Below are 13599 nucleotides of genomic sequence, written 5' to 3'. Positions count from 1 at the left end.
TCCTTCTATGCCTGGCGTTCCCGGCTCATGGCCAGCAGTTCTTCCCGCAGTACTGCCAGAAGCTCAGACTCAGGCACCTTGCGGATGATTTCGCCCCTTCGTATCAGCAGGCCTTCGCCCACGCCGCCTGCGATGCCGATGTCCGCCTCCCTGGCTTCACCGGGTCCGTTGACAACACAGCCCATGACAGCCACCTTCACATCCAAATCGTCAAACTCCGTCACCATGTTCTCCACCTGGTTTGCCAGGCCAATCAGATCAATCCGCGTACGCCCGCAGGTGGGACAGGACACCACCTCAATGCCGCCCTTTCTCAGTCCCAGGGTCCGCAGAATCAGCTTGGCGCTCTTTATCTCCTCCACCGGTTCTCCGGTCAGCGACACACGGATGGTATCCCCGATGCCCTCATGAAGGATGATACCCAGCCCCACTGAGGACTTGATGTTGCCGGACATCAGGGTGCCGGACTCCGTGATTCCCACATGGAGAGGATAATGGGTCTGCATGGCAATCAGCTCATGGGCCTTTACGCACATGAGCACATCCGAGGATTTGATGCTGATGACCAGATTGTCATAACCCATATCCTCGATGAGCTTCACCTTATCCAGTGCGCTCTCCACGATGCCTTCCGCTGTTACGCCCCCGTATTTTTCCAGCAGCGGCTTCTCCAGGGAGCCGCTGTTGACACCCACGCGGATGGGCACCCCGTATTCCCTTGCCCGGTCCACCACTGCCTGCACCTTGTGTCGGTCACCGATGTTGCCGGGATTGATGCGGATTTTGTCCGCCCCGTTCTCCATGGCGGCAATGGCCAGACGGTAATCAAAGTGGATGTCTGCCACCAGCGGAATATGAATCTCCTTTTTGATGTCAGCCAGCGCTGAGGCGGCTTCCATGGTAGGCACCGCCACGCGGATAATGTCGCAGCCGGCCTGCTCCAGCCTGCGGATCTGAGCCACCGTGGCCCGCACATCCTCGGTCTTTGTATTGCACATGGACTGAATCAGGACAGGGTTTCCCCCGCCGATGACCCGGTCCCCAATCTGAATCACTTTTGTATCTTTCCTGGTCATATATACCTCTCTTTTCTGATATGAAACAAAGCCGTTAAAATAATTTCCGGACATCGTTAAACAGGATAAGCACCATAAGGGCCAGAAGGACCATCATTCCCGCCATGTGGACCATGCCCTCCTTTTCCTTGTCAATGGGCTTTCCCCTTACGGCCTCTATAACGAGGAACACAAGGCGCCCGCCGTCCAGAGCCGGAATGGGCAGCAGGTTCATGACGCCCAGGTTGGCGCTTAAGAGTATGGTAAAATTAATCAGCATGAGCACCACGGCCGACAGGCCATAGGGCGCTGTTTCATCCACCGTGGTGTCAATGGCGTTCACAATCCCCACCGGACCGCTGATATCGTTGACAGACACCATGCCGTGGAACATCATGTAAAAGGTGTCAAACACATAGTGAATCCAGTACTGTACCTCATAGGCGCTGTGTACCAGAAGCTGCCCTATGTTCTCCACCGTGTTGGGGACCGGGTTAAACTGGACCCCCATCATATACTGGTTGTTCTCCGCGGAAAAGACAGGCTTCAGCTCTGTGCTGAAGCGTTCCGTCCCTCCCCCTTCTTCCGTCCTCTCCCAGGTGACCTTAAGAGATTTCTGCGGGTGGGTGAACAGGTACCAGTTTATGTCCCTGTAGGAATGGACCTTTCTGCCGTTTACGGATTTAATCACATCGCCGGCCTCCATGCCGGCAGCCTGGGCCGGATATCCGTCCACAACCCCTGCCAGGCGGGTGGTGTCATACCCCGTAATGCCGATGAGCACCATGGAAAGACCGAAGGCCAGGATAAAATTAAACACAGGCCCGGCTGCCACCACGGAAATCCTGGCCCATACGGACTTGTTGTTAAACGCGCTTTCGTCTGTTATCCCCTCGTCTTCCCCCAGCATCATGCAGGAGCCGCCAAACGGCAGTATCTTAAAGGAATACCGGGTGCCGCCCTTTTCAAAGCTGAACAGCCTTGGCCCCATGCCAAGGGAAAATTCAATGACACCTATCCCATTTAACTTTGCAAACAAAAAGTGGCCGAATTCGTGAATCATGATAATGATTCCCAGCATCAGCATCGCAATAATCAAGCTCATCCGGCTCTCACCTGTCCATCCGGCGCACCGCCGCCCTTTTTTGTGCGCAGCGTGCGCCTCCTTTCTGTCTTAATTCCATTTTGATTTTATATAGTCGTATGTTTCCTGTTCTGCCTCCAGAATCTGCGCCACATCCGGGGAGGGCTTCACACAGTGATGCTCCATGGCTCCCTCAATCATATCCACGATGGTGAGGTAGTTGATTTTTTTCTCAAGGAACATGGCAACTGCCATCTCGTTGGCCGCGTTGAACACCGTTGGCAGGGTACCTCCCCTGCGTCCCGCCTCATAGGCCAGCTTAAGGCCCCTGAATGTCTCCATATTCGGCACCTCAAAGGCAATCTGCGCAAGCTTCGCGAAATCCAGCCGGTCTCCCGGAAGGAAACGGCGCTCCGGATAATAGAGCGCATACTGAATCGGCAGCTTCATATCGGGTGTGCCTAACTGGGCTATGACGGCCCCATCCTCAAATTCAACCATGGAGTGGATGATGCTGGCCGGCTGTACCACCACCTGAACCTGGTCCATCTCCACCCCGAACAGCCAGTGGGCCTCCATGACCTCCAGCCCCTTGTTGACCATAGTGGAGGAGTCTATGGTGATTTTATGCCCCATGGACCAGTTGGGATGCTTTAACGCGTCCTCCAGCCGGACCTTTTCCAGCTGCTCCCTGGTAAATCCGCGGAACGGACCGCCTGAGGCAGTGAGCAGTATCTTGCGAAGGGGATTGCCGGCCGCGCCCTGTAAGCACTGAAATATGGCAGAGTGCTCCGAATCCACCGGCAGCAGCTTCACGCCCTTTTCCCTGGCAAGGGGCATGATGATATGACCGGCAGTCACCAGGGTTTCCTTGTTGGCCAGGGCAATATCCTTCCCGGCTTCCATGGCTGCAATGGTGGGACGAATTCCAATCATCCCCACCACGGCCGTCACCACCAGGTCTGCTTCCGGCGACCTGGCTGCCTCCATCAGTCCCTCCATGCCGCTTGCCACCTTCACATCCAGGTCAGCTACCGCGGCCCGCAGTTCCTTTGCCTTCTCTTCATCCCAGAGACAGGCCAGCCTGGGCTTAAACTCACGGATTTGTTCCTCCATCAGCTTTACATTGCTGCCGGCGGCAAGGGCTGTCACCTGGATATCCTTATTGTATCTCACCACTTCCAATGTCTGGGTGCCGATGGAACCCGTGGAACCCAGAATTGTAATCTTCTTCATCATAACTTATATTCTCCCTATCCTGAAGAAATACTCAAAAAGCCCATCCTTATTTTAAAAATGTGAGGGCAAAATAAATGGCGGGGGCCGTGAATATCATACTGTCAAACCGGTCCAGGATACCTCCGTGGCCCGGAATCAGATGGCCGTAATCCTTTATATTGTGGTTTCTCTTAATAGCGGAAGCCGCCAAATCTCCTATCTGGGAAATAACTGCCGCAATGGCGCAGGCAATGGCGCAGGCCGCCTGGGGATTATCAAGCTCCGCCATGTTGCCTCCGAAAAGGGATGCGTAGATAAAGCCCAGAAGGGCCGCGCCGGCCACGCCTCCCACAGCCCCCTCTATGGATTTCTTGGGGCTCAGGACAGGGGCCAGCTTATGCCTGCCCAAAAGCATGCCTGTACAGTAGGCAAAGGTATCGCAGCCCCATGAGCTTAAAAATATAAGCCACACCAGGTATGCCCCGTCGTTCATAACCCTTGTCTGGTACAGGAATGACAGCATGATGGGCACATAGCATACGCCAAAGAACGCGCCCGTCACCTCCTCTGTCTTATACTCAGGGAAGGTAAGCACATAAAGGGCCATCATCGCCATCAGGCAGGCGATAATCATAAGCGTCACATAGCGCTGTCCCTCAAACCACAAAAGTCCATAATAGGAGCAGGCCGTCACATAGCCCACAACAGCCAGGGAACGCCGCTGCATTCCCAGAGCCCTGTAAAGCTCAAATAAACCGATGATGGATATAAGGGCCGTAACGGCATACAGCAGGATTCCTCCCTGCCCAACAATGACAATGGACAGAAGCACCAGTATGATACCGCTGATTAACCGGGTCGTAAACATGGCCTTCTCCTTTCCCTCTCCTTACTTTACAGCGCCGAACCGCCGCTCTCTCTTATTATACTGCACTATGGCTTTTTCTAATTCCTCCTGGCCAAAATCCGGCCAAAGACAATCCGTCACCACGATTTCCGTGTAAGCCAGCTGCCACAGCAGGTAATTGGACAGCCTCAGCTCTCCGCTTGTGCGGATTAAAAGGTCCGGGTCCGGCATTCCTGCCGTATCCAGATAGGATGCAAACAGAGCTTCGTCCACCTGGTCCGGGTCCGCCTTTCCCTGGGCGCAGTCCCTGGCCAGCCTGGCGGCCGCCCTGCGGATCTCGTCCCTGCCTCCGTAATTCACTGCAATGACAAAGGTAAGCCCTGTGTTATCCTGTGTCTCTGACTCCAGCCGGTTGATGCCTTCTATGATATCCCTGTCAAAGCGGCTTCTGTCGCCAATCATCTTTACCCGTACATTATTGGCAGACGCAATCTTTAAAAGCCGCACCATATAGTAGCGGAACAGCTGCATCAGCGCCCCCACTTCCTCCGCGGAACGTTTCCAGTTCTCGGTGGAGAACCCATAGACAGTCAGATACCTGATTCCCATTCTGGCTGCAATCTCAACGGTTTTCTCCACGGTGACACAGCCTTCCTTGTGCCCCATGGTGCGGGGAAGCCCACGTTTTTTGGCCCAGCGGCCATTTCCGTCCAGTATCAGGGCCACGTGCTCCGGTATAATCATATCCTTATCTAATGCCATTCTTTTTCTGCCTTTCTTGTCTAAATGTAACTTTCCCAAATAATATCTTTATCATGTTATATCTTTCCGGAATCAAAAACAAATTAAGAGGCAGGAGTCACTCCTGCCTCCCATATTCATTTATCACGGATTACACGGTCATGATTTCCTTGGTCTTTTCTTCCACTGCCTTGTCAACCTTCTCCACCATCTTATCCGTAAGCTTCTGCATCTTCTCTGTCATCTGGGTCAGATCATCCTCAGAAATATCCCCTGCCTTCTCTGCCTTCTTAAAGGCCTCGTTTGCGTCACGGCGGATATTGCGCAGGGCTACCTTTGCGTTGTCGCCCTTTTTCTTTACATCCTTGGAAACTTCCCTTCTGCGCTCCTCTGTCATCTCAGGGAACACCAGACGGATACAGTTTCCGTCGTTGGTGGGATTGATGCCCAGCTCAGATGTGAGGATGGCTTTCTCAATTGGCTTAAGAAGGCTCTTCTCCCATGGCTGAATCACAATCATGCGGGCTTCCGGAACAGAAACATTGCCAACCTGCTGGAGGGGTGTAGGCGTGCCGTAATAGTCCACCTTAATCTTGTCCAGCACATGGGGATTGGCACGTCCTGCGCGGATGGTGCCGTAATCAGACAGCAATACATCCAGTGTCTTATTCATCTTGTCCTCATAAACTTTTAATTCTTCCATAAGTTCCTCCTGTTAATGCAGCCTTCCCTGCTGCTTAATAATGTTCGCTTTATTACGCAGTAACGATGGTCCCGTTAATCCGGCCCTGCATGGCGTTTGCAATCCCGTCCTTCTCATTGAGACTGAACACCGCCATGGGCATCTTATGCTCCATACACATAATAGACGCAGTCAAATCCACCACAGCCAGCTGCCTGTCAATGACTTCCTGTATGGAAATGGTGTCATACTTCTTTGCCTCTGGGTTCAGCTTTGGATCGCTGTCATACACTCCGTCAATGGCCTTGGCTAACAGGATGCAGTCGGCTTCCATCTCAATGGCCCTGAGGGCAATTCCCGTATCCGTGGAAAAATAGGGATGTCCTGTCCCGCCTGCAAAGAATACTACCATGCCCTTTTCAAAATACTTATTCGCCCTGTCCTTGGAAAACAGCTTGGTCATGGAGCCGCACTCGAAGGGCGTAAGAATCTGCGTCATCATGCCTGCATTTCTGAAAATCTCAGAAACATAAATACAGTTCATAACAGTGGCCAGCATACCAATCTGGTCTGCCTTGGTCCTGTCAATGGCCTCACTGGTACGGCCTCTCCAGAAATTACCCCCGCCAATGACGATTCCCACCTGTATACCTGCATCTACAGAGAGCTTTACCTGCCTGGCAACTTCCTTCACCGTGTCCTCGTCAAACCCGGTTTTCTTAGGGCCTGCAAGGGCCTCTCCGCTTAACTTTAAGAATACACGTTTCATCTTCATAAAGGTTTTATCTCCTTGTTGCAATATCTGTGGCTATTATAGCATAGTTAAGTCAATTTGCAAAGAAAAAGAAATTATTTATCATTTTTTCCATTTCGTCTAACATTTCATAAATAAAAATTGAGATTTTCTGGCTTTTATATTATAATAAAGGAAATGCGATTGCAGACAACCGCTTACATGACAAAGGAGGAAACAATCATGAGTTTGTTTCACCATAAAAAAGAAAAAGGGGCAGCAGAGCTTCCGCCTTCACCGCCCGTCTTTACCCCGACTGAACCGGATGCTGCCAGCGAGGGCCGCGCAGCCTGCATGAACAGGCTGGAATCCGTACTGGGCACCCCCTCGTCCAAGGGTGTGGTTCTAAAGCTCTATCTGGAGAATTTCAAGAGTCTGAATAAGACGTTCGGATATGATTACTGTGAGGACCTTCTGTCCCAGATAAAAAGCTATTTGATGGAAGTGGCTGAGGGCAATATCTACCGTTACATAGGCGTGGAATTCATTATCATATTGGAACAGTTATCAGAAGGGCAGGCTTGTGACCTGGCTGATGAGATTCTGGAACGCTTCGGAAATGTTTGGAAAATACGCGGCGTGGACTGTCTGTGTTCCGCACAGATAGGCCTCTGCTCCTATCCCGGTCATGCAACCAACACGGATGAGCTGCTTAAGCGCCTGGACCTGGCTGTGTCGGCTTCCTCCGACTGCGGACCGAACCAGATGGCTGTATATGACAGCAGCATGCATACCCAGTTCGTCCGCCGCCAGGCTGTTGCCATGTACCTTCAGACAGCCCTGGAAAAGAATGAGCTGGAAGTCCGCTACCGTCCCACCTATAACCTGAAGGAAGGCCGTTTTACAAGGGCTGATTCCTACATGAGAATCTTCATTCAGGGCATCGGACTGGTGGGCGCCGCTGAGTTTATGTCCATAGCAGAGGATTCCGGTCAGATTAGGGCCATTGGATACTACGCCCTGGACCATGCCGGAAAATGCATAAGCCAACTGATGAATACCGGAAGGGTATTTGACTCCATCTGTATCCCTGTTTCGCCGGTGCTTCTGGTTCAGGAAGATTTCCTGGAGCAGGTCACAAAGGTCCTTGAGACCTACCGGATACCCAAAGGCAAGCTGGCCCTGGAGGTAGATGACAGCGCCCTGTCCAATGTATATCTGAATGTAAACATCACCATGCAGGAACTCTCCGACATGGGTGTGGAGCTGGTGCTCAACAACTTCGGCTCCGGATGCGCTCCTGTCAGCAGTATCCTGGACCTTCCCATCAACACAGTGAAGCTGGAGCGCATGTTTGTATGGCAGCTGGAGACCAATCCCAAATCGGCTTCCATAGCAGGCGGCCTGATTCAGATTGCCAGGGAACTGGGCATCCATATCATCGCGGAGGGCGTGGAGACAGAGAACCAGCTGAATGCCCTGAACAGCTATCAGTGCGAGTATCAGCAGGGCTTCTACTACGCTCCCACCATGGAGCAGGATGTACTCATAAAGGTCATGGGAACTACCCTGGATGAGTCCAGAGTTACTATTGAGGAAGAGAAGCTCAAGATGAAGATGTAAAACCAGAAAAAATAACAGAAAATATCAGAAAACGCAGGTTTCGTTTAGAGCGGTTCCTGCGTTTTCTGTATTGTTATCATTTTCAAATATCAAATTACGGCTTCCACTGGGCATAAATGGATTCATTGATTTCTCTTCCTATGTTGGTATAGACATGATTTCCGTAATTTTTCATAATTTCCGGTGATTTTTTACTTCTCCGTCGGATAAACCAATCCCCACTGTCTGCGAAGCTCATCCATCCATCCCATCATCCGCAGCGTTTCCTCATGAGGCATTTCAGGGCACTCCAAAGCTCCCTCTTCAATCGCCCGCAGGCAGGCCTCCACCTCATATTCATACCCGCTGATCTGCTTAGGGGTATCGTAGGATGCAATCATATTCCTGGAGCGGTCATAGACCCTGATACCCTCACAGTTGTTGATGTTCTCCACTTCAATGAATCCATTGTCACCATAGATGATGCCCCGGCGGTCGCTGAGTCCCATTGCGCTGCTGCATAGAACGGCCATCCTGCCATCCTTATAGGTGATGGTGATGCTGTTCTGAGCGTCCACACCGGTCTCCGTCATCACCGCGGTACCGGTGATAGAATCCACCTCATCCCCAAACACCATGGACGCAAAATTGAGCGGGTAAATTCCCACATCCAAAAGGGCTCCTCCTGCCAGCTCAGGGCGCATGATACGCTCTTTTCCGCTGATGATATAGCCCAGGTTGGCCGTAAGCATATAGGGCCTGCCTATAACGCCGCTTAGCAGCACGTCGTCCAGGGTTTTCCTCATGGGCATATACCGGGTCCAGATAGCCTCTGTCAGAAGCAGCTTCTTTTCCCTGGCCAGTTCAAGCACTTCCCTGGCCTGTGACTCATTGACCGTAAAGGACTTTTCGCACAGTACATGCTTTCCGTGGTTCAGGCATAATTTAATATGCTCATAATGGTGCGAATGAGGCGTGGCAATGTATACAAGCTCTACCCCGGCATCCTCCACCAGTTCCTTATAAGAGCCATAGGCTTTCTCAAAACCATACTTTTGTGCAAATTCAGCTGCCCTCCCGTAGTCCCTGGCAGCCACCGCATAATTTTGTGCGCAGTCCATCTCTTTGATGGTATCTGCCATGGTACCGGCAATTGACCCGGCTCCAATAATACCTACCTTCATATTAGTAACCCTCCTTTATCCCTGTATTATTCCATTTTCTTCCAATTCTTTTCCTGCATTTCCGGTAACCACATGGACATGCCTGTATGGAATGGAAATACCCACGGCATCGAAATTTTTCTTAATGAGCCGGCGTATGTCGCTGCAGGCAGTGAAATTGTCATCAATGTTCTTGGTCCAGACCGTGGATTTAAGGATGATTCCGTCATCCCCCAGTTCCTTTACCGCCACATTGACCTTATTTCCCTCTGACGGGTCCGGACGGATGTCCACCACCAGCGGATAGGAGGCAATGGTTTCCCGCATTACTTCGATTGCCTGTTCCAGGTTGCTTTCATAGCTGATCGAGACTTCCATGTAATTGCCTATATAATCATTGTTATAGTTGCTGTTTTCCACAATTGCCTTATTGATGACACTGTTGGGAATAATCATGCGGCTGTTGTGGTAGGTCCGGATTACGGTATGGCGCACTGTCATATCCTCCACGATTCCGGAGATACCCAAACTGCTTATATTCACTTTCTCGCCCAGATTAAAGGGGCGGGACCAGCTGAGCATGACGCCGCTTATGACGTCCGCCAGAACCTGCTGCGCCGCAAAACCAACGATAGCTACTAACAGAGAGGAGCTGGTAAGCAGTGTAGCGCTCAGCGCCTTTGTGGTATTGAAAAGTCCGCTGATACAGATAAAAGCTATGATTGTCAGCACGACCTTTGACATGCTCCGGAGGAACTTAATATGAATCTGTTCCTTCCGCTTCAGAATCATCCCGAATATCTTGTTGAGCGCGAACATTCCCCCGCTCCAGAATACAACAATTACCGCTATCTTAATCAATAAAATCTGCATTCAAATATATCCTTTCATAATTATGTCGTTCCTATTAAGCCGTTCCTTCTACGTACCATGCATGTTATGTACCACGTACTGCAATAGTAGTCTACCATACCGCCCCGTTTATTGCAATCTCCATATTCTGAACGTCTCCCTTGTCCGTATCTCTAACCCCTATCCCTTTTCTACATTCCTCTTTCCCTGCCGCCTCTCTCCGCCATCCTTAATCTCCATGATTACCTCCCTGTTCAGCCCCGTTCCCGCGAGTACCCGCTTAATGAAAGCAGCCTGCTTCCGGTCCACCCTTGCATAGAGACTTCTGACCCTCAGTGCTCCCAACATTTTATCCCTGTATTCCCTCAGAGAGTCATCCTTCAGCAGGTATTCAGATAGGGCAGGCGGTCCCAGGAATTCTCCTGTATGAGAAGGAGTATCAGGTATCTTCTGACATATATGGAATACGGGCATTTTCCCGCAGTCTCATCGGATCCCCTCCATTTTTCCTGTTCCCCGTAAAGCAGTCCGGCCCCTGGATGTATCTCATTTTTCCTGATGCACACATAAGCTGCCTTGGATATACAGGGTCTGGTATCAAGAAGATACTTCCAGTAGATTCCTTCTCCTTCTGCCCCCATCAGCATACCTGCGGTTTCCAGGGCGCTTCTGACCACCTTTTCAGATTCGTGTTCCAAAAACGGAAAAACAAGGTCCGTCAGTCCATGCCTGTCGTCCAGCTCCCTTCCCTGCTCCCCGATTCCCAAAACAGCTGTCACCGGGTCAGGATCCTTCAGATGTTTCTCATAGAACGCAAGGACATCCAGCTGGCTGTGTTTTCTAACTATGTAGGCAGCCAGATCCCGCATGCCGTAATTGACATCCAGCAGCAAATTCTCCACGCCCGGCCAGGCGCATTTGAGGACATGGTATTTATACTCCAGGGCCTTTCGCCTGATACAGGAACTGCGGTGCAGCAAATAACAGTCAATCATTTCCATGGAACACTGGCAGAGGGCACTGACAGGGAACCTGCCTCCTGGTCCAGCCGTTCCCCCATGATTTCCCCAATGTGTTCCACGGTCCGGTCATCCCTTCTCCCGGAGCGTTTTACCTTATCCAGGGCCATCATGGCCATAAACAATTCATCCAGGGGACATATCTCCAGGCAGGCTGATACTGCCCGGGCAGCAGACAGGCCTGGCGGTAATAGCCGTTGGGATGAAAGCTTCCCAGAGCCAATACCCAGAAGTAATCCCTATCTGACCGGAACCAGTCCTTTTTCTCCCTTATATTCAGTTTTTTCCAGTCAATGCTCCATTCCATGGAGGTATACTGCCGGAAATGTTCGCTGAGCCGTATCACCTGCCTCATGGTTATATGCTCTGCACAGTACACCTGGGAAAGACTGGACATATCCATTTTTTCCAGTCTGGATATGGCTTGGGACAGCTTCGCATGATATGCCCTTTTCAGCCGTTCCTTCTCGTATTTTTCCCAAAACATGGAAAACCTCCCTTCTGCCTGACAAAGAATTCCTTATCCTGCATTGCCCCTGACTATAGAACCTCCATCTCCTGAGCCTTATCCAGCCATTCCATACAGGCCCTGTGCCATTCCTCCCAGGCCTGTTTCAGGCGCAGGCACTGGTTCTCATATTCATCCATCCGATCCCAGACTCCGCCATTCCAGTACTCTCCGGATCCCTGCCATATGGCCTTAAGATCCCTCACCTGTTCTGTCAGATATTCCACCGCATTCCCGGCAGGCTCCAGACGTTCGGCCGCCAGGCGCATGTTCCATTCCCGGTATGCCTCATCCTCCGGTATTTCCCTTAACCGGTGGCGTTCTGCCTTTGGCACTGCGCGCATACCCGCTATCAGCGCCTGCTCCTCTGCTTTTATCTGTGCTGCCATGGAACCGCCCTGGTTCTCCCTGGCCTTCCGCTCCAGATAATGCTCATATCCAAAGGGATAATACATCACGGATTGATGTTCAAATATCATCACCGCATCTGCCACCTGCCGGATAAAATACCTGTCATGGGACACAAACAGAATAGTCCCCTTATAGGCCCGGAATGCGGATTCCAGCGTTTCCTTTGCCCGGATATCCATATGGTTGGTGGGCTCGTCCAGAACCAGGAAATTGGGACGGCTCTGCAAAAGCTCTGCCAGCACCAGCCTTGCCTTCTCTCCGCCGGAAAGAGAGCTGACCTTCTTCTGCGCGTCCCTTCCACCAAACAGATATGCGCCAAGGATGCTTCTGGCCGCCTTCTCTGTCAGGGCAGGAAATTGGGCCGTAAAATGCTCCAGAACGGTCTGCTCCGACTGGATGGCCCCGCTGTGCTGGTCGAAATACCCAATGGTGGTCTGATTTCCGAGGGAATAGATCCCTTCCAGAGGGGGCAGGAAACCGGCTATGGTCTTTAAAAACGTGGTCTTACCCGCTCCATTTGGTCCCAAAAGAGCAATCTTCTGTCCGCGCCGTATACGCATGGTAATTTCAAGCAGCGGTCTTTCATATCCGATTTTCAGGTGTTCTGAAGTGAATACCCACTTGCTGCCAGGCAGCAGAGGATTAATCTCACCCGTAAAGATATGAACGTCATCCTCCTGAGGTTTTTCCACACGCTCCATGTGGTCCATTGTCTTCCGCTTTGCCCTGGCAAATGCAGCCTTATTTGGTTTGTGCTTAAAGCGTTCCACAAGACTTTCCAGGCGGGCCAGCTCCTCCTGCTGGCGCTCATATGCCTTTTTTTGAAGCTGAATCTGTTTCAGCTTTTCTTCCCGGTAATGGGTATAATTGCCCGGATACCGTCTCAATACTTTTCCGGACAGCTCATAGACAACATCCGCAGCCTGGTCCAGGAAAAAGCGGTCGTGGGAAACCATTACCACCGCGTTTTTGTAATGTTTCATATACTGTTCCAGCCACCCGGCTGTCTCCATATCCAGATGGTTGGTGGGCTCGTCCAAGAGCAGTATATCCGGCTTTTCAAGGAGCAGGCGTATTAAGGCTATCTTGGTCTGTTCCCCGCCGGAAAACTGGCTTATCCGCTTTTTCTTATCTTCCTTTGGAAATCCGAAACCGGTAAAGAGAGTGTCGTACTCACGCTCGTATTCAAAGCGTTCCCTCTCAAAGGTATCCCGGCAGGGACATGCCTCCAGAAGTTCCTCCTCCACGGTCCTGTTCCCATCCTTAAATGCCTGCTGGGAAAGCATCCCAACTGTGAGCCGGCGTGAACATCGTATTCCCGCCCCTTCGCGTCTGTCATCCCGGTCCAGAGAAAGTTCCCCTGCCACAAGTTTTAACAGGGTGGTCTTGCCTGCTCCGTTCTTACCCACCACTGCTATCTTTTCATTGCCGCGAATCTCAAAATCAATGTGGGAGAGAATCAGCTCGCCGCCCACTGATACGGTTCCGTTTGAAATTTGGTATAACATGACTGTGTCCTCTGTCTGTGATAATATATTTTTTATCTTTCTGGTGATATGATTTTCCTGTACTTTTCCTGCCATGCTTCTATCTGGCTGTTATCTGTATTATATCATGCCGCGCCCGATTGTAGTATAAAATACTTTAGATTGTAATTCCTTTCCAATTATCTTATACTATAAAC

15 protein-coding genes are annotated in these 13599 nt (G+C 51.2%); 1 reads left to right on the top strand and 14 read right to left on the bottom strand.

The window, feature by feature from the left end; translation table 11 throughout:
• Positions 1 to 5: 5 nt before the first annotated feature.
• The 7 genes from ispG to pyrH all read right to left on the bottom strand — a co-directional run bounded on the left by ispG (position 6) and on the right by pyrH (position 6402).
• On the bottom strand, positions 6 to 1076 hold the full coding sequence (ispG, locus tag G614_RS0108245; RefSeq protein ID WP_027641587.1) for a flavodoxin-dependent (E)-4-hydroxy-3-methylbut-2-enyl-diphosphate synthase: 1071 nt from the start codon (positions 1074 to 1076) through the stop codon (positions 6 to 8).
• A gap of 34 nt (positions 1077 to 1110) precedes the next feature.
• A complete protein-coding gene (gene rseP / locus G614_RS0108240) occupies positions 1111 to 2160 on the bottom strand; it encodes an RIP metalloprotease RseP (RefSeq protein WP_027641586.1) in 1050 nt (349 codons plus the stop codon).
• Positions 2161 to 2229: 69 nt separating this feature from the next.
• Positions 2230 to 3378 carry a 1-deoxy-D-xylulose-5-phosphate reductoisomerase gene (gene dxr, locus G614_RS0108235; protein ID WP_027641585.1) on the bottom strand — a complete coding sequence of 383 codons (1149 nt, stop codon included), beginning with the start codon at positions 3376 to 3378 and terminating at the stop codon, positions 2230 to 2232.
• A gap of 46 nt (positions 3379 to 3424) precedes the next feature.
• Positions 3425 to 4225 (bottom strand): phosphatidate cytidylyltransferase, encoded by an 801-nt coding sequence (locus G614_RS0108230; protein ID WP_027641584.1) that lies wholly within the window; start codon positions 4223 to 4225, stop codon positions 3425 to 3427.
• Between the two features lie 21 nt (positions 4226 to 4246).
• Positions 4247 to 4966, bottom strand: a complete 720-nt coding sequence (locus G614_RS0108225; protein WP_027641583.1) for an isoprenyl transferase — start codon at positions 4964 to 4966, stop codon at positions 4247 to 4249.
• 130 nt (positions 4967 to 5096) lie between these two features.
• The gene (gene frr, locus G614_RS0108220) at positions 5097 to 5648 is read right to left on the bottom strand and encodes a ribosome recycling factor (RefSeq protein ID WP_027641582.1); all 552 of its coding nucleotides are present in this window, start codon (positions 5646 to 5648) and stop codon (positions 5097 to 5099) included.
• 52 nt (positions 5649 to 5700) lie between these two features.
• The gene (gene pyrH, locus G614_RS0108215) at positions 5701 to 6402 is read right to left on the bottom strand and encodes a UMP kinase (RefSeq protein ID WP_002564426.1); all 702 of its coding nucleotides are present in this window, start codon (positions 6400 to 6402) and stop codon (positions 5701 to 5703) included.
• Between the two features lie 201 nt (positions 6403 to 6603).
• Here pyrH and G614_RS0108210 point away from each other — a divergent pair, with 201 nt between their 5' ends.
• Positions 6604 to 7983 (top strand): bifunctional diguanylate cyclase/phosphodiesterase, encoded by a 1380-nt coding sequence (locus tag G614_RS0108210; protein ID WP_027641581.1) that lies wholly within the window; start codon positions 6604 to 6606, stop codon positions 7981 to 7983.
• A gap of 191 nt (positions 7984 to 8174) precedes the next feature.
• Here the strand turns inward: G614_RS0108210 and G614_RS0108200 are convergent, their stop codons facing one another.
• The 7 genes from G614_RS0108200 to G614_RS0108175 form a co-directional block, all read right to left on the bottom strand.
• A complete protein-coding gene (locus tag G614_RS0108200; protein ID WP_027641580.1) occupies positions 8175 to 9146 on the bottom strand; it encodes a Gfo/Idh/MocA family protein in 972 nt (323 codons plus the stop codon).
• A gap of 15 nt (positions 9147 to 9161) precedes the next feature.
• Positions 9162 to 9998, bottom strand: a complete 837-nt coding sequence (locus tag G614_RS0108195; protein ID WP_027641579.1) for a mechanosensitive ion channel family protein — start codon at positions 9996 to 9998, stop codon at positions 9162 to 9164.
• Between the two features lie 159 nt (positions 9999 to 10157).
• Complete coding sequence (locus G614_RS31170; RefSeq protein ID WP_155245033.1) at positions 10158 to 10325, bottom strand: hypothetical protein; 168 nt, start codon at positions 10323 to 10325, stop codon at positions 10158 to 10160.
• A 32-nt stretch (positions 10326 to 10357) separates the two neighbouring features.
• Positions 10358 to 10978 (bottom strand): hypothetical protein, encoded by a 621-nt coding sequence (locus G614_RS0108185; protein ID WP_027641578.1) that lies wholly within the window; start codon positions 10976 to 10978, stop codon positions 10358 to 10360.
• Positions 10969 to 11115, bottom strand: coding sequence for a hypothetical protein (locus G614_RS32605; RefSeq protein WP_242828037.1), 147 nt, complete (start codon positions 11113 to 11115; stop codon positions 10969 to 10971). Before G614_RS32605 ends, G614_RS0108185 begins: the two co-directional genes overlap by 10 nt.
• The gene (locus G614_RS27065; protein WP_242828036.1) at positions 11106 to 11483 is read right to left on the bottom strand and encodes a hypothetical protein; all 378 of its coding nucleotides are present in this window, start codon (positions 11481 to 11483) and stop codon (positions 11106 to 11108) included. Before G614_RS27065 ends, G614_RS32605 begins: the two co-directional genes overlap by 10 nt.
• 53 nt (positions 11484 to 11536) lie before the next feature.
• Positions 11537 to 13423 carry an ABC-F family ATP-binding cassette domain-containing protein gene (locus G614_RS0108175; RefSeq protein WP_027641577.1) on the bottom strand — a complete coding sequence of 629 codons (1887 nt, stop codon included), beginning with the start codon at positions 13421 to 13423 and terminating at the stop codon, positions 11537 to 11539.
• Positions 13424 to 13599: the final 176 nt, after the last annotated feature.

Source organism: [Clostridium] clostridioforme AGR2157 (genome assembly GCF_000424325.1).
In the GTDB taxonomy this organism is placed as follows: Bacteria; Bacillota; Clostridia; order Lachnospirales; family Lachnospiraceae; genus Enterocloster; species Enterocloster clostridioformis_A.
Note: the sequence above shows the minus strand (reverse complement) of the source record. Positions and strands in the feature narration are given on the sequence as shown.